Here is a 15059-nt window from a genome sequence, read left to right as displayed (position 1 = left end):
ACTGACTTCGTTAAGAGGTGGGTTGAAATACCTCAGAAACAGTTAACCTTAGTTCCTGAAATATAGGAGATTTAATTAAATTATCCTGACTAAAATTACCCACTTCTTTGTAACTATCTCCTGTTAATTGTAAGATTAAAATGGTTTGGGTTTGAGGATCAACGATCCAGTATTCAGGAATACGACAATCTTGGTATTGTATTCTTTTAGCAATATAATCTCTTTCCCTTTGAATTTCACCAGGACTAACCACCTCAATAACTAATAAGGGAGGTGACATAAATAGACGCAGGGTATTTCTTTTTGAGAGTTGTTGAATATGTTCTTCTCGAATAATTGTTAAATCAGGATAGCGGTTTTTGGGTTCCCCTCTGACTTCTAATTCTAACCCATGACCTCTGACTCTACGATGTCCCACCAGTAAAGCAAATTTAAGAAAAAGAAAATTAGCAATTTCAAAATTTAAACCTGACTCTGGTGGCATTTCTATCAATTCTCCATTGAATAATTCATAGAGTTTTTCTGAATTATCGTCATATTGTAAATACTCTTCAAAGGTTTGAAACCGAGGTTTAGTGGTTAACATTGCATTCAATAGCGGGTAGGTTTTGCTCAAAAACGACTTGATGAAGGTAATTTATAATTGAGAATAAAGAATGAAGAATTATTTTTGTACTTTACTATTTTTAATGATTCTAAAGCTTACTATTATTAATCATAACATAGCATTAATTTATCAATAATTAATGAAAAACAAGAAAGAAAAATTTTCTAAAAATCTGATGGGCAGAGGGGGACTCGAACCCCCACGACCGAAGTCGCCACATTTTGAGTGTGGTGCGTCTACCAATTTCGCCATCCGCCCTTAGTTGTAGCTTTTTGATTATACTCTGTTTTGCTTCTTTCTAACAAGTGGTGATAATCTTGAGAACTGGCCCAACGATCGATCTCTTTAGCCCGCAAAACAGGCACAGGATGGGTCAATTGTTCCGTTTGAGCCTGTTTTAACATTTCTCCTAAAACAGTATTGCTAATGGCTTCATAATCCCGCGCTTGTTGGATAAAAGCATCGAGGTTTAGCTGAGGGGCTAAGGTAGGGGAACCCCCGGCCAATTTCATTAAAATTGACATGACCACTTTGGGATCTTGGGTTGCTAGTAAAGCAGCGCGATCGCAGCTAAACTCAGCACAGCGTAGCCATTCTAACATTTGTCCTTGTAAAGATTGGGCGATCGCCCCGCCCCAAGTGGGCAATAAACTCGCCCCTAAGACCATCAGATTCGCTAAGGTTAAATAGACCCCATGTTCACATTTGAGGTGGCCTAACTCATGGGCCATAACCCCTTGAATTTCTTGGGGGGTCAACATTTCCACCAAGGAAGTATGGATCACCATAAAGGGCTGTTTCCCTTGCATGGCGAAGGTGTAAGCATTGGGAACTGGGTTTTGCTGTAGATAGAGTTGAGGGGGTTCTAAATCAAGGATACGACAAGCTTCTAGGAGTAAGTTGTGGAGGTGGGGCAGTTGTTGCTGACTCACTAAGATACTGGAAGCGATGTTATTGAGATAGAAAAACTGTTCAGCGACAGAACCCAGTAAACTCCTGACCATCATATCTAGGCCAGGGAGTTGTTTTAGCGCGGTGGTGGCTTGTAAATCGAGGGGATGACGAAAATCGTCGGCTTTGAGGCCAATTAACTGGGTTTTTGATAATTGCATTGCTATTCAGGAGATAATAACCAATTTTTCACCCTTTGAAGACTTTTCCAGTCGGGTTTACGGCTTAATCCATCTTCGATGTTTTCCATGATATCTTGATGAATATCTTGATCCAGGGACATCATTTGTAAAGCCGCTTCAATATGGGGACGGACTCCTTTTGCTCCGCTGTCTAATATGGCTAGAGCCAGGTTGATCCGAGCTTGGGGTGGTCTATCATCAATCTTAACGCTTTTTTGGGCGGCTTTGAGGGCGCGATCGGGTTTGTCGGCCAGTAAGTACAACCAAGCTAAACAGGCCCAAGCGGTGGCATTTTTGGGGGCGCGATCGCAGATGTCTTTAAAATAGGGAATGAGGGTATTAATGGACTCCCCTTGTTTATAACGTTCTAATCCTTGATCGAAGGCAGTGGCCACTGAATCAGTCATTTTAAATTTTTCAGGTCAGATAATTGGGACAAAAAGAGGCAGAAAGGATATTTCTGCCCCAATTATTTACCATACACTAAACCCCAAAGGACTTGCCACAACCGCAAGTTTGGTTAGCATTGGGATTAGTAAATTGAAATCCTCCACCGATCATGGCGTTGCTGTAGTCAAGGACTAGGCCATAAAGATAGAGGATACTTTTGCGATCGCATAGAATTTTAAAGCCCTCGTAATCGAAGACTTCATCATGTTCATTCATTTGACTAATATCTTCAAAATCCATCAGATAGGACATTCCCGAACATCCTCCTTGACGGACTCCGACGCGCAAACAGAGGTCTTTTCCCTGTTGTTCCCGTAGCATGAGGACGTGGTTTAAGGCAGTTTCTGTCAGTTGAATGCCTTTGGATTGAGTTTGAGTGGCTTGTGTCATCTGTGAAGGCGACTCCTAAAAGCTACAATAATCTTCAAGCTTTCTATTTTCTATTATAGCGAGTTTCTTGTAAATTCTAACACTTTATTCATGGCTAAAGTCACCAGTTGTTGATAACCTCACCGATATAAATTCATATCATTACTTTTCCTGTCCGATTAAATCAATAACAGCATTAATCAATGTATCATCATGAAAACTGCTTTTTGTCAAGTAGTAATCTGCTCCTGCTTCTAATCCTTGTAAGCGATCTTCTTCTCGATCTTTATAGGAAACAATAATGACAGGAGTTGATTTTAAATGGGCATGACTTTTGATATTATTAACTAATTTAATCCCATTCATTCGCGGCATATCAATATCACTAATTACTAAATCATAATGACCGACTCTAACAGCATTCCAGCCTTCCATTCCATCAACAGCGACATCAACTTTATAACCTTTATTTTCGAGTAATTTTCGTTCCATTTCTCGCACCGTAATCGAATCATCAACCACTAAAATATGTTTTTGTGCTTGTTTCCAATTGCTTTCTTTTTGGGTTTTTACATGACTAATTGAAATATTAGCTAACATTTTATCAAGAGAACGAACTAAGTCTAAAACATCCACAATTAAAATTGGTGAACCATCTTCTAATAAAGCGGCTCCTGTAATATCTTGAACTTTACCCAAACGAGGATCTAAAGGTCGTACAACTAAACTTTTTTCCCCTAAAAATCGGTCAATCACTAAGCCATAACGATTCATTTGATCGCTAACAACAATGACGCATAAAGGTTCAACCGGAGGGTTATTAGAAGATAATTCTAAAACTTGTTCTGCACGAACTAAGCCAATATTTTGCTCATTAAGAGTAAAGTATTGTCGATTTTCTACCGAGTAAATGTCATCAAATTTAAGGGTTAAAATTTGGTCAATACGAGAGAGGGGAAAAGCATAAGGTTCCCCGGCAATTTCTACTAATAAAGTCCTAATAACTGATAAAGTTAAGGGGAGTTGGAAATGAAAACTTATCCCCTCACCTGGTTTAGAGACTGCTTGTAAATTTCCTCCTACTTCTTGAACCATAGTTTTTGCAATATTTAACCCGACACCACGACCAGAAATTTCAGTCACTTTATTAGCGGTTGAAAAATTAGGTAAAAAGATAAATTCCATTAACTCTGATTCATTTAATAGACGGGCCATCTCTGCGGTAACTAAGCCCTTTTCTACAATGGATTCTCTTAACTTATCTAACGCAATTCCTTTGCCATCATCAGAGATAGTAATTGACAGCATTCCAAAGCGATGAGCCGCTTCTAATTGAATCGTTCCTTCCGGGGGTTTTCCTTTAGAAATGCGCTCTTGAGGAAATTCAATTCCGTGATCAATGGCATTGCGTAAAATTTGGGTTAATGGGGCTTCTAATTTTCGTAAAATATCCCGATCCACCATGGTTAACTTGCCAACAATTTCTAATTTAACTCGCTTATTCAGTTGTCGAGACAAATCCCGAACCATGCGAGGAAAACTATTAACCCCTTCTTCAAAAGGCCGCATATGAGTAGCAATGACTTCTCGATAAAGACGGTCTGATAAATTAAAAGAGCGATAACTAAACTGTTCTAAAGCATTCAGTCTATCATTAAGAATTGCCCGACATTCCCGTTCTTTGTGAACCAGATCGATGAGACAGGTTTCTATTTCTTTGTTTAAAGAAATTTTGGCTAAACGAACTTGGAATTGTTCCAGTAACTTTGACAGTTCCAGTTGACTTTTTTTTAGCTGGAAAAAAGACTCGGACAAGGGAACTAAGGCAGTCGCTTCGACTAAAGATTCTCCGGCTAATCCCATGAGGCGATTTAAGTTGTCCGTCGTCACCCGTACAAAGCGATCTTTAGAAGAACCACTACCCGCTGCCATCAGTGATGTAGAAGGCATTACGTCATCTTTCTCCGTGCTTAATTTGCCGGAGGTGAGGGCGGAAAAATCAGTCACATTGTCTTGTTCGTCATCCACCCAGGCGATCACTTGCTCTTTAGGCTCAACAGGGCTTTCTAATAAGGATTCAAAGTGAACATTCCCAGAGATGGGATCACTGCTGAACAATACGGAAGGTTCTCCATCTTGTGGGAAAACTTCATCTAAAGAAAGGGCAAATTCTGGGGCAGTTTCCTCTGTTTCATCCCCTGGGAAGTCTAATATAAGGTCTGGGGGTTGGGCGGCAATTTCTGGCTCTGGGACTACTTCAGGAGGAGGTGTGGGGGTGGGTTGGGGCGATTCTTCAACTACGGGAGGGGCAATGATAGCGGTGGCATTTTCAGAGCGATCGCTCTTTGGTTGACTCATTAAAGTGGTGATCGCTCTGGCAATTTCTTCCGCTTTTTCTTGATGAGTTTCTAACCATTGGCTAAAATTATCTTGATCGGCTTGACCAATGGACTGTAAAAAGTCTACCCCTTGTAAGAGGCGATCGATATGTTCTGGGGTTAAGGTAATTGTACGCTCCATGGCCGCCATGAAACAGTCTTCCATGACATGGGCAATTTTTACCGCCGGATCAATTTGGACGATCCGCGCTGCGCCTTTAATGGAGTGGGAAGCTCGCATCAATGCTTCTAAGAGGGTAAGGGAAGCTGTCCCTTCTGGAGCGTCTTGCAGTTGAGTTTCTAAGGTGAGGAGGTGATCGTTGAGAACTTCCCCTTGGGTTTCCACTTCCAAGCTGAATAGATCCAGCATGGAAAAATTACTCAGATCCAGATTATCTTTCACCCATTACCTCCCAAATTTGAAAGAATGTTTTACTGACTTTTCTTTATTGTTCCCTCTTTTTGTATTCTATGTCATGATGATGATTAAGTTTTTTTAAAAAAGTTGAAGTTAACTGATGGTAATATCTTCTCTGCCGAAAATCTTGGCCCTTGATTTTGATGGGGTGATCTGTAATGGGTTATGGGAATATTTCCAAACAACTCAGCGAACCTATCAACAAATCTGGACAAATGAAGCTCAAACAACCCTCGATCAATGGGCGGATTCTTTTTATCAATTACGTCCTGTGATCGAAACGGGATGGGAAATGCCGATCTTATTAAGGGCTTTAGTCTTGGGCTATAAAATGACTGAGCTTGAGGGAAATTGGCAGCAAATTTGTTTGACTATTATTCAGCAAGAAAATCTGGATAAAAAACAGGTCATGACTCAATTAGATGGGGTCAGAGATCATTGGATTCAAACTGATTTAGATGGCTGGTTAAGTTTACATCGTTTTTATCCAGGAGTCTTAGAAAGATTAGGAGAAATTTTAACTTCTTCTACTCAATTATATATTGTTACTACCAAAGAAGGAAGATTTGTTAAACAACTCTTAAAACAACAGGGTTTAAATTTTCCTGAAAATCATATTTTTGGTAAAGAAGTTAAACAACCTAAATATGAAACGTTGCGGCAAATTCTCAAAGATAATGCTGAAGATCCGGCTAATTTATGGTTTATTGAAGACTTATTAAAAACCTTACAAGGGGTACAAAGTCAAGCAGATTTAACAGAAGTTAAATTATTTTTAGCTGATTGGGGATACAATACTGAAAAAAGCCACAATTCGACTCAACCAGAATCTAATCTATATTTACTTTCTCTAAGTCAGTTTAGCCAAGATTTTTCTACTTGGCGGCTTTAATGATGATGTTACATCGACCTAAAACAACGGTTATTTTAGCCATGACTGCGGATGGAAAAATTGCAGATTTTCAACGTAATGCGGCAAGGTTTGGCTCTCAAACTGACAAAAATCATTTAGAAAAACAAATTTCTTTAGTAGATGGGGTATTATTTGGGGCAGGAACTTTAAAAGCTTATGGTACAACTTTAACCATTAAAAATCCTGATTTATTAGCAAGTAGAAAACAACAAAATAAACCTAGTCAACCTGTTCACATTGTCATCTCAGCTTCTGGTAAAATTGATCCTAATTTACGCTTTTTTTCTCAACCTGTTCCCCGTTGGTTAATCACTACTCAAGAAAGGGCAAAAAATCAACATTTAGAATTTGAAAAAGTGTTAATTATTTCGAGTAATAAGCTAGGAAAAATTGACTTATCTGAAGTTTTTATAACTTTAAAAGAATTGGGGTTAAATGACTTAGCTATTTTAGGAGGTGGGGAACTTGTGGCCGCTTGTTTAGCCGAGAATTTAATTGATGAATTATGGTTAACAATATGTCCCTTAATTTTAGGAGGAAAAAATGCCCCAACTCCTGTCGAGGGAATGGGGTTTATGTCTGAGCAAGGAAAACAGTTACAATTATTGAGTGTGGAAAAAATCGAACAAGAAATTTTTTTACATTATCGGCTGACATCTCCCTAAAAATTCATTATCCTATAAAGAAAGTGTCCTCAAAAATTGTCCCCCATGGTTGAACAAATTAAACCCCAATACTCTGTTGCTTGGATACAAAAAATTGCTGAAATTCCCAAAGCTGTTTGGGATGAGCTTGCTATACCCTTAAAAACGCCCTTTTTAGAGTGGGAATGGCTGAATAATATCGAAACCTCTGGCAGTGCCACCCCACGCACGGGATGGCAACCTTGTCATTTAACAGTATGGCGCGATCGCCAACTAATTGCTGCTGCTCCATTGTATCTTAAGGGGCATAGTTATGGGGAATTTGTCTTTGATCATCAATGGGCCGACTTATCCCATCGTTTGGGCATTTCTTATTATCCTAAACTGTTAGGAATGACACCTTTTACTCCAGCAACAGGTTATCGTTTTTTAATTGCACTAGGGGAAAATGAAGATGAAATTACTCAGATTATGGTAGCAGCGATTGATCATTTTTGTGATCGCAATCAACTATCGGGCTGCAATTTTTTATTTGTTGATCCTGACTGGAAACCTATCATTGAGCGTTATGGTTTTAGTAGTTGGTTACATCATAGTTATATTTGGTCAAATCAAGAATTTAACAGTTTTGACGATTATTTAAAGGTATTTAATGCTAATCAAAGACGTAATATTAAACGGGAAAGAAAGGCAGTAGATCAAGCAAATTTAACCATAAAAGTGATGACAGATGACGAAATTCCTCATCATTTATTCCCCTTAATTTATCGATTTTATAGTAGTACCTGTGAAAAATTTTATTGGGGTAGTAAATATTTAACCCGTAAGTTTTTTGAGGAACTTTATCCCAATTTTTCCCATCGAGTTGTTTTAGTCGCTGCCTATTCAGAAGATGACGAAAAACGGCCTGTAGGACTATCTTTTTGTATCCGTAAAGGAGATAATTTATATGGACGTTATTGGGGTTGTCTTGAAGATTATAGTTGTCTTCATTTTGAAGCCTGTTATTATCAACCCATAGAATGGGGTATCAAAGAAGGAATTAAAATGTTTGATCCAGGGGCAGGGGGACAACATAAAAAAAGACGGGGGTTTCCCGCCACTCCTAACTATAGTTTACACCGATTTTATAACCAAAAAATGAGTCAAATTTTAAAGCATTATATGGGAGAAGTGAATGAAATGGAACAAGAAGAAATTGATGCCATTAATCAAGATTTGCCCTTTAGCAAACGAGATATTACTTTCCAAGAAACTCTGGATTAAAATTCCTGTAGGGGTTAACGGCCGTTAACCCCTACGAGATCAACCCTAACCCTTATTTAAAGGGTCACGTTTTCGTTTCAACAACATTCCCGTTGTCGCAAAAACACCAATTCCTAATAGAGAACTAGGTTCAGGGATTGCAGTAGCTGTTAGATTATAACTAAAGGTTTGTCCTGCCTGACCAAAAGCTGCCCCTTGGTCAGTTAAGATACGCAAAACAGCATTTTTAGGGCCATTAATATTGCTATTAAACAGTAATTTTAAGGCTAAATTTTCTCCTTTACTGAGAACAGTTCCAGGCACAAAATTAGCCAAAGAAAAGAATTGAGCATCAGGCCCTTCAAAAAAGGCATTAAGCAATGTTAGTCCCGTCAAATTATCTACAGCAGTGGGGTCTTGAGTGCCATTATTGATGACTAAATCTAACATCTCCGTCTTATGAATATAAACCTTGCCAAAATCTAGGGTAGAATCAGGTGTAGGGCCACTTTGAAAAGCAGGCCCCACCCCATAACCCGCAAGGTTAACGGTTTTAGTTTGGGTTTGATTGGTTCCATTATCACTCCCATTACTAAAGTTAAGGGTCAAGACTTGAGTTTCAGGGCCGGAAGTGGTTGGCGTATACTGAAAATCTAAGTTACGATTCACATTGTCTGTGAGACTGAGACTACCAACCGAACCAGCAGTGGGTAAGAAATTGGCACTACTTCCAGTTAAGGATGATGTTCCATTCAGATTGCTAATGGCCCCTTGTCCTGAGAGGTTGCCATCTCCCAAATTCTGCAACCCTACCCTAGCAGTGGCATTGGTTCCTATTCTTACAAATCCCACATCAGGGGTAATGGGTGTAACTGCATTTAGAGGGGCAACCGCAGTCCCTGTGAACAAAATATTACTATTACCAGCATTACTAATAATACCAATCGTTGTTGAGTCAAGACCCCTGACTGTTGGAGTATACCGATAGGTACGACTCTGAGATACACCCGCTCCCAAAGAAAAGTTAAGAGGTTGTCCAGGGGATACTGTGGACAAAATCTCACCGTCACTTGATGGCCCGATAGAGCCAGTTAAACTGCTACCTGTTTCTCCTGTATTAGTAACCATCAATGTCCGGTTGGTAGATTGACCAATAAGCACATTGCCAAACTGCTGATCGTCGCTAGTTCCCAAAACTGCATCAGCAAAAGTAATAGTTAACTGTCTATTGCTTGTCGGTGTGGCTGTACTCCCCACAAAAATAGTTTGGTTGGTGGTGGTAGTATTCAACCCGGTGAGCGCGCCTCCCACTGCAAATTGCTGTCCTGCCCTATTGCGGATATCAGTCAGGATGCCAGCCTGAGTTAGATTAAAGCTAACGGGAGAACCTGTAATCACAGGGGTGCTTCCATAAATATTTCCCGCGGTTGCACCGAGATCATTAAAAATCGTTTGTCTTCCGGTATTAGTGCCACCCCCATTATTGATTAAGTTGGTAATGTTACCAGAGGAGACATTGGTGATGTTGAGGGTTTTACCTGTCCCATTTGTGCCCGTTCCAGGGTTCGCTAAGGTTAAAGTAGCAGTTAAGATAGTCCGACTAGCTTGGGACATATTAGCAGGAATGGTAAAGACAAAGTAACTACGATTCTCCTGGGGGTTAGTTACTCTCCCTGTGAGATAACTTGTGGTAGAGGCTTGGGTAAAGGTAGTACCATTTTGGTTGTAGTTACCAGAGTTGGTGGCATCTAGGCTAATAGAACCAGCTTGGGCTTGGTGAGCCATCCCCAACATCCCAATCATGGTAGTTAGGCAAAAAGAGAAGGGAACAAAAATAGGCTTCATGTTATTTTTTAGATCTCCTGAAAGGGATCAAACAAGTGAAATATTACAATAGAGTGCTATTTAAGAGGTTTTCGCCGACTAATTAGCAATTATCCACGTCTTTATGGATAAAATTATCGAAAAATATCAGATTGCTGTCTGAGGAAAACAAATCTCCTTCTAGGCTTAGGCTAGAAATGAAAATATTACTAACCACTGATTATAGTCTTATTTTTCAATAAACGGTTCATCATTTGTATTAATTCTTCCTATAAGAAAAAACTTATTAATGTTAAGGACTTCTTAATGTTTTTTAGTCTTTCCATTGTGTAAATTTAACTATGTTTTTGTCAGTAAAATGCTAATGAGTGCTAATCCAACTATTCGTGTCGCCGTCGTCGGAACTGGTTTCGGGCAAGCCATACATATACCAGGATTTCAACATCATCCCCGTACCGAATTAGTAGCGGTGTATCATCGGGACTTAGGAAAAGCGAAAGCGATCGCAGACTCCCATCATATTCCCCATGCTTTTAATAGTTTAGATAAACTTCTAGCAATGCCGGAGCTTGATGCTGTGAGTTTGTCTACTCCTCCCTTTCTTCACTATGAGATGGGAAAACAAATTTTAGGTGCAGGGAAACATCTTTTATTAGAAAAACCCATGGCCATGTCTGCCCAAGAAGTCAAAGAATTGTATCATTTAGCCACAAAAAAAAAATTAGTAACCATAGCAGATTTTGAATTTCGTTATGTTCCGGCTTGGCAACTTTTTGCGGAATATTTACAACAGGAATATGTAGGCAAACCGCGCTTAATTAAAATTGATTGGTTAGTGGCAAGTCGGGCCAACCCTGATCGCCCTTGGAATTGGTATGCACAAAAAGATAAGGGAGGCGGTGCATTAGGGGCGGTAGGTTCCCATGCTTTTGATTATATTTACTGGTTATTTGGCCCAGTAAAACGATTATGCGCTCAGTTATATTGTGCGATAAAAGAACGTCCTGATCCCTTAGATAATAATCAATTAAAGCCTGTTGATGCTGATGATACCTGTTTGATTATGTTGGAATTAATGGACGGAACTCCAATACAATTATCCATTAGTTCTGTGGCTTATAATGGCCGGGGTCATTGGCTAGAAGTCTATGGCGATCGCGGTACTTTGATCTTAGGAAGTGATAATTTAAAGGACTATGTTCATGGGTTTCGTTTACAAGCAGCACCCGCAGGAAAAGCCTTGTCTGAGGTAGAAATTCCCAAAGGTTTAGCCTTTCCTCAAGTGTTTACTGATGGAAGGTTAGCCCCTTTTATTCGGGTAGTTGATCGTTGGGTAGAAAGTATGGATCAAAATCAATCTTTAGCCCCTTCTTTATCTGAGGGAGTTTATTCTCAATTATTAATGGATTTAACCCATCAATCTAGTAATAATTCTTGTTGGGTAGATGTACCTGATTTAGATCTGTTTTTAAGATAGGTACAAAGTAGGGGTAATTCATGAATTGCCCCTACATCGATGATGTACTTGTGACACAGTTTTTTAGTGATTTTACTCACAGCCATTTCCCTTAAACCGTTTCTATTATAGAGAAGATAAGAAGACAAATTAAGTAAAAATGGCTGTTGATGAAGATCGTGTTAAAAATGTATACCAACTAGCGAAAAGCTACCCTAATGATACTAATTTACAAGAAGCTGTTACTATCATTAAATCCTTGAGACGCTCTCAGGGTGCTTTGCAAGGATGGAATGAGCGATATCGCTTTTATAATACACAATTAAACATTATTTTTTAGTGATGATCCTCAAGACTTTGGCAAAATTGATAATACAGTTGCCTATGATCCTGAAAAACCACAAATGGCAACTGATAACGCTTCTATCAACCGAAATTTACTCGATAAATAATCAAACTTTTAGGCAAAAAATATGTCAAGATTTAGCAAATTAATTGAAGATCTAGAAAATTCACATGAACAAGACATTAAAAATTCAGCCAAAGCATTTGCTATTACGGCCACTTTGTCAAGTCATTTACAGAAAATTTTACAAGACTTAGAAACCTCAAAAAAAGCCCTTCCTAAAAGTAAACTTACTCAAGTCGAACTAATTAAACGTTATGGCAGTTATCCCCGCGCTTATGCTGCTTATCAACAAGCTTATGGGATTAAATGTAAGTGGGGATGGAAGCATTTTTTAAAAGCAATTGACGGTTTATATCCTCCAGTTTCCTTAGAAGATAGAATCGAAAAACTCGAAGCAACTGTTAAGCTTTTGGTCGAAATTTTGTTAGAAAATTAATGGCGTTTACTTATCTCCCATTTCTGAAACCCCACTTAATAACATTATCATTCCACCAATTAAGATGGTAATCGCTAAACCACCTAAAATCCAATCCAGTACAGTGTTAGTTTCCATTTTTTGTTATTTTAACTAAAAGATAAGGTAACGCGATCGCTTGACAAAATGACAGCTTATTCTGGGAAACAATCACCATTTTTTTTAATGACAATTTTTTCTGAATTCATCACAATCTCAGTGGTCGCATCTACTTCTATCCAAACCTTCGCACCACCGTAACGCTTCTTATTTTCTGGTCGATAGACAATTTGGCATTTTCCCTCAAAAGATACTTCGGAGCAATAAGTTACTTTTGAGCCTTTTCTCACAGCAATCACCGGATCTTTGATGTCCTTATTGTGATTCGCCCCAATGATGTTTTTATTGACATGAATAATCGTGGGTTTCAGGCGGCGTTTGACTCGCCATCTTCCCTTAACACCCCTTTTTCCTCGGATAATGCGAGGCATATCACCATAAAGGGGAATTTGCCACCCTCTATCAGTTTTATAAGCTCCTTTGACTCGGTGGGCGTAAATAAGTTGTTGTATGCGTTGACGACTTATTTCCAGTAAAAGAGACGCTTCAACAATACTGACTGACTCCATAGTACAAAAATATTTTTTAAAAGGTTTAACTGTACTATAGCATAAATGGGAAATGCAGTAAGTAGTCTTTTTGTTCTATTTGTCAAAAATTTTATATTTCGGATATTGCGAATATTTCAAATAAAGAATATACTCGAAATATAAAAACCCACAGCACAATATAAATAATTCTAGTGAAGCAGTTGATCGTGTATCGTCAGCAGTTCTATTAACGTCTAGAAGATTTTTATTGTCCTTGCAATAACAGGAGTTTGTCATGTCTACCACTCGTCTACTTAAATATTCAAGAGAGTCTCTAAAAAGGGATAGTGGTTTATCTTCACAAGATGCTGATTATTCCCTGTTAGTAAAAGGACATAAAATTCCCTTATCGGAACAGGAATATGAAACCATCTCGAATCTGCTAACAGCTTTGCGCCAAGGCAAATCTGTCACTGTTGTTCCTGATGAAACTTACATGACTACTCAACAAGCTGCTGAAGTTCTCAATGTTTCACGACCGTACTTAGTGAAACTCTTAGAAAATGATGAAATTCCTTTTACTAAAGTTGGCAACCGTAGAAAAGTATTAGTGAAGGATTTACTGGCATACAAAGAACAAAGGGATACAGAACGTCGTCAAGTTATTCGTGAATTTTCAGCGAGTATTTACGAGGATGGATTAGATGAGTTAGACTATGAGTCAGTTAGTCAAATCATTAATGAAGATTAATTCTTAGCGATGGAAAAAAATTCAAACAATCAAAATGCTAATCTTCGTCTATCGAAAAAAAAAGCATCACAACAGATTCAAATTCAGATTGATCAAGGAAGAGAAATTATAAATTCATCTATATCTATTCAATCAGAGCAAGAATTCCAACAATGTCACTACCAATATTCTAAATGGGCAAAATATAATATTGAACTTTTAAAGAGAATTTTTGATAATGATGATTACGCAAATGAATATACATCTTATGGGTTTCACTTTACTAATATTTTGAGATTAACTTTAAACGAGGGAATTGATACACTTCAAGATAATATAGAAAGACAAATTCATCGACTTGAATCAATCTGCGATCGCATTGATTTAATTCCTGAATTATCAACATTATCGACTACTTTAACAACCATGAATACATATCAATCTGAAAAAGACATTTTTATTGTTCATGGACATGACAATGAAGCCAAACGCGAAGTTGATGTATTGATTAGAAAACTAGGTTTTAACCCGATTATTTTACATGAACAACCAAACCAAGGTAAAACAATTATAGAAAAATTTGAAAACTATAGTAATGTTAGCTTTGCCATAATTTTGTTAACTCCTGACGATGAGGGAAAAGTTCGCAACAAAGATGAAGAACTTAAACCAAGAGCGCGTCAAAATGTTATTTTAGAATTAGGGTACTTTATGGGAAAATTGGGCAGAGATAAAGTATGCGCTTTGTATAAAGAGAAAGTAGAAATACCTTCAGATTTTTCAGGTGTTCTTTACACAATGATGGATAATGCTGGCGCGTGGAAAACAGAAATTGCTAAAGAAATGAAAAAAACAGGATTAGAGGTAGATTTGAATAAACTTTGATAAATATTCAATCATAAACTTGGCCACGAGATGCTATTAATAAGATAGTGATTTGTTGTTGAGAGTCATCAACTGTATAGATAACACGCCAATTGCCAATTCGATAACGAAAACGTCCAGATAGTCGTCCCTTAAGTGCTTTAATATTAGGGTGTTGGTAAGGATTTTGACAGAGTTGATCAAAACAACGATTTAATCGAGACGTTAAAGATTTATCAGCTTGTTCATAAAATCGCTGTGCTTTACGAGTTAAAATTAAATCATACATCGCGGCGAATAGAGTTAAAAGATACGACATCACCGATTGCTGCTTGTTCTTCAGCTTCTTTTAACTCCTGTTCAAAATCAGGAATACTTAATAATTCTTGCGTCGCTTCTTCTTCCTCTTTTTCTTGTAAATAAGCTAAAAAATCAACAGCTAATTCTAGTTTTTTTGAAGAAAGTTGATTAAGATAATTGTGAGCTTTTTCTAATAAAGGGGTATTTTCTGAAGTTGAATTCATAACTTTTTATTTAATAATAAATATCCGAATATTTATTATTATACTATATCG

18 protein-coding genes and 1 tRNA gene are annotated in these 15059 nt (G+C 38.0%); 8 read left to right on the top strand and 11 right to left on the bottom strand.

What is annotated here, in order from left to right; genetic code table 11:
* Positions 1 to 10: 10 nt before the first annotated feature.
* The 6 genes from VB691_RS14990 to VB691_RS14965 all read right to left on the bottom strand — a co-directional run bounded on the left by VB691_RS14990 (position 11) and on the right by VB691_RS14965 (position 5340).
* Complete coding sequence (locus VB691_RS14990; RefSeq protein WP_323292312.1) at positions 11 to 586, bottom strand: Uma2 family endonuclease; 576 nt, start codon at positions 584 to 586, stop codon at positions 11 to 13.
* Between the two features lie 197 nt (positions 587 to 783).
* Positions 784 to 865: transfer RNA gene (locus VB691_RS14985), tRNA-Leu, on the bottom strand.
* Complete coding sequence (locus VB691_RS14980) at positions 844 to 1719, bottom strand: M48 family metallopeptidase (RefSeq protein WP_323292311.1); 876 nt, start codon at positions 1717 to 1719, stop codon at positions 844 to 846. Before VB691_RS14980 ends, VB691_RS14985 begins: the two co-directional genes overlap by 22 nt.
* A 2-nt stretch (positions 1720 to 1721) precedes the next feature.
* Positions 1722 to 2147 (bottom strand): tetratricopeptide repeat protein, encoded by a 426-nt coding sequence (locus VB691_RS14975; protein ID WP_323292310.1) that lies wholly within the window; start codon positions 2145 to 2147, stop codon positions 1722 to 1724.
* A gap of 76 nt (positions 2148 to 2223) precedes the next feature.
* Positions 2224 to 2580, bottom strand: coding sequence for an iron-sulfur cluster assembly accessory protein (locus VB691_RS14970; RefSeq protein ID WP_323292309.1), 357 nt, complete (start codon positions 2578 to 2580; stop codon positions 2224 to 2226).
* Positions 2581 to 2721: 141 nt separating this feature from the next.
* A complete protein-coding gene (locus VB691_RS14965) occupies positions 2722 to 5340 on the bottom strand; it encodes a hybrid sensor histidine kinase/response regulator (protein ID WP_323292308.1) in 2619 nt (872 codons plus the stop codon).
* 115 nt (positions 5341 to 5455) lie between these two features.
* On the opposite strand from VB691_RS14965, the gene VB691_RS14960 reads away from it, so the two are divergent.
* The 3 genes from VB691_RS14960 to VB691_RS14950 are packed head-to-tail and all read left to right on the top strand — an operon-like array spanning position 5456 to position 8178.
* Complete coding sequence (locus tag VB691_RS14960; protein ID WP_323292307.1) at positions 5456 to 6247, top strand: HAD family hydrolase; 792 nt, start codon at positions 5456 to 5458, stop codon at positions 6245 to 6247.
* Between the two features lie 5 nt (positions 6248 to 6252).
* Positions 6253 to 6933 (top strand): RibD family protein, encoded by a 681-nt coding sequence (locus VB691_RS14955; RefSeq protein WP_323292360.1) that lies wholly within the window; start codon positions 6253 to 6255, stop codon positions 6931 to 6933.
* Between the two features lie 45 nt (positions 6934 to 6978).
* Positions 6979 to 8178: a GNAT family N-acetyltransferase gene (locus tag VB691_RS14950; RefSeq protein ID WP_323292306.1), complete on the top strand. Its 1200-nt coding sequence runs from the start codon at positions 6979 to 6981 to the stop codon at positions 8176 to 8178.
* A gap of 45 nt (positions 8179 to 8223) precedes the next feature.
* Here the strand turns inward: VB691_RS14950 and VB691_RS14945 are convergent, their stop codons facing one another.
* The gene (locus VB691_RS14945; RefSeq protein WP_323292305.1) at positions 8224 to 10002 is read right to left on the bottom strand and encodes a choice-of-anchor D domain-containing protein; all 1779 of its coding nucleotides are present in this window, start codon (positions 10000 to 10002) and stop codon (positions 8224 to 8226) included.
* A gap of 343 nt (positions 10003 to 10345) precedes the next feature.
* Between VB691_RS14945 and VB691_RS14940 the strand changes: the two genes are divergently transcribed.
* The 3 genes from VB691_RS14940 to VB691_RS14930 all read left to right on the top strand — a co-directional run bounded on the left by VB691_RS14940 (position 10346) and on the right by VB691_RS14930 (position 12282).
* A complete protein-coding gene (locus VB691_RS14940; protein ID WP_323292304.1) occupies positions 10346 to 11458 on the top strand; it encodes a Gfo/Idh/MocA family oxidoreductase in 1113 nt (370 codons plus the stop codon).
* A gap of 139 nt (positions 11459 to 11597) precedes the next feature.
* Entirely contained in the window at positions 11598 to 11777 is a 180-nt protein-coding gene (locus tag VB691_RS14935; RefSeq protein WP_323292303.1) for a hypothetical protein, read from the top strand.
* A gap of 133 nt (positions 11778 to 11910) precedes the next feature.
* Positions 11911 to 12282 (top strand): hypothetical protein, encoded by a 372-nt coding sequence (locus VB691_RS14930; protein ID WP_323292302.1) that lies wholly within the window; start codon positions 11911 to 11913, stop codon positions 12280 to 12282.
* A gap of 6 nt (positions 12283 to 12288) precedes the next feature.
* On the opposite strand, the gene VB691_RS14925 is transcribed toward VB691_RS14930, so the two are convergent.
* Both VB691_RS14925 and VB691_RS14920 read right to left on the bottom strand, forming a co-directional pair.
* Positions 12289 to 12399 carry an NAD synthetase gene (locus VB691_RS14925; RefSeq protein WP_323292301.1) on the bottom strand — a complete coding sequence of 37 codons (111 nt, stop codon included), beginning with the start codon at positions 12397 to 12399 and terminating at the stop codon, positions 12289 to 12291.
* Between the two features lie 56 nt (positions 12400 to 12455).
* The gene (locus VB691_RS14920; protein WP_323292300.1) at positions 12456 to 12929 is read right to left on the bottom strand and encodes a hypothetical protein; all 474 of its coding nucleotides are present in this window, start codon (positions 12927 to 12929) and stop codon (positions 12456 to 12458) included.
* 256 nt (positions 12930 to 13185) lie between these two features.
* On the opposite strand from VB691_RS14920, the gene VB691_RS14915 reads away from it, so the two are divergent.
* The gene (locus VB691_RS14915) at positions 13186 to 13641 is read left to right on the top strand and encodes a helix-turn-helix domain-containing protein (protein ID WP_323292299.1); all 456 of its coding nucleotides are present in this window, start codon (positions 13186 to 13188) and stop codon (positions 13639 to 13641) included.
* 9 nt (positions 13642 to 13650) lie between these two features.
* Positions 13651 to 14505 carry a nucleotide-binding protein gene (locus VB691_RS14910; RefSeq protein ID WP_323292298.1) on the top strand — a complete coding sequence of 285 codons (855 nt, stop codon included), beginning with the start codon at positions 13651 to 13653 and terminating at the stop codon, positions 14503 to 14505.
* 7 nt (positions 14506 to 14512) lie between these two features.
* On the opposite strand, the gene VB691_RS14905 is transcribed toward VB691_RS14910, so the two are convergent.
* Positions 14513 to 14803 (bottom strand): type II toxin-antitoxin system RelE/ParE family toxin, encoded by a 291-nt coding sequence (locus VB691_RS14905; RefSeq protein ID WP_323292297.1) that lies wholly within the window; start codon positions 14801 to 14803, stop codon positions 14513 to 14515.
* Entirely contained in the window at positions 14766 to 15008 is a 243-nt protein-coding gene (locus VB691_RS14900; RefSeq protein WP_323292296.1) for a hypothetical protein, read from the bottom strand. Before VB691_RS14900 ends, VB691_RS14905 begins: the two co-directional genes overlap by 38 nt.
* Positions 15009 to 15059: the final 51 nt, after the last annotated feature.

The sequence above is a fragment of the Crocosphaera sp. XPORK-15E genome, assembly GCF_034931425.1.
GTDB lineage: Bacteria > Cyanobacteriota > Cyanobacteriia > Cyanobacteriales > Microcystaceae > UHCC-0190.
Note: the sequence above shows the minus strand (reverse complement) of the source record. Positions and strands in the feature narration are given on the sequence as shown.

Coding starts and splice junctions, on each gene's coding strand:
- VB691_RS14990 (WP_323292312.1), bottom strand. CDS start 586: ATGTTAACCACTAAACCTCGGTTTCAAACCTTTGAAGAGTATTTACAA.
- VB691_RS14980 (WP_323292311.1), bottom strand. CDS start 1,719: ATGCAATTATCAAAAACCCAGTTAATTGGCCTCAAAGCCGACGATTTT.
- VB691_RS14975 (WP_323292310.1), bottom strand. CDS start 2,147: ATGACTGATTCAGTGGCCACTGCCTTCGATCAAGGATTAGAACGTTAT.
- VB691_RS14970 (WP_323292309.1), bottom strand. CDS start 2,580: ATGACACAAGCCACTCAAACTCAATCCAAAGGCATTCAACTGACAGAA.
- VB691_RS14960 (WP_323292307.1), top strand. CDS start 5,456: ATGGTAATATCTTCTCTGCCGAAAATCTTGGCCCTTGATTTTGATGGG.
- VB691_RS14955 (WP_323292360.1), top strand. CDS start 6,253: ATGTTACATCGACCTAAAACAACGGTTATTTTAGCCATGACTGCGGAT.
- VB691_RS14950 (WP_323292306.1), top strand. CDS start 6,979: ATGGTTGAACAAATTAAACCCCAATACTCTGTTGCTTGGATACAAAAA.
- VB691_RS14945 (WP_323292305.1), bottom strand. CDS start 10,002: ATGAAGCCTATTTTTGTTCCCTTCTCTTTTTGCCTAACTACCATGATT.
- VB691_RS14940 (WP_323292304.1), top strand. CDS start 10,346: ATGAGTGCTAATCCAACTATTCGTGTCGCCGTCGTCGGAACTGGTTTC.
- VB691_RS14935 (WP_323292303.1), top strand. CDS start 11,598: ATGGCTGTTGATGAAGATCGTGTTAAAAATGTATACCAACTAGCGAAA.
- VB691_RS14930 (WP_323292302.1), top strand. CDS start 11,911: ATGTCAAGATTTAGCAAATTAATTGAAGATCTAGAAAATTCACATGAA.
- VB691_RS14925 (WP_323292301.1), bottom strand. CDS start 12,399: ATGGAAACTAACACTGTACTGGATTGGATTTTAGGTGGTTTAGCGATT.
- VB691_RS14920 (WP_323292300.1), bottom strand. CDS start 12,929: ATGGAGTCAGTCAGTATTGTTGAAGCGTCTCTTTTACTGGAAATAAGT.
- VB691_RS14915 (WP_323292299.1), top strand. CDS start 13,186: ATGTCTACCACTCGTCTACTTAAATATTCAAGAGAGTCTCTAAAAAGG.
- VB691_RS14910 (WP_323292298.1), top strand. CDS start 13,651: ATGGAAAAAAATTCAAACAATCAAAATGCTAATCTTCGTCTATCGAAA.
- VB691_RS14905 (WP_323292297.1), bottom strand. CDS start 14,803: ATGTCGTATCTTTTAACTCTATTCGCCGCGATGTATGATTTAATTTTA.
- VB691_RS14900 (WP_323292296.1), bottom strand. CDS start 15,008: ATGAATTCAACTTCAGAAAATACCCCTTTATTAGAAAAAGCTCACAAT.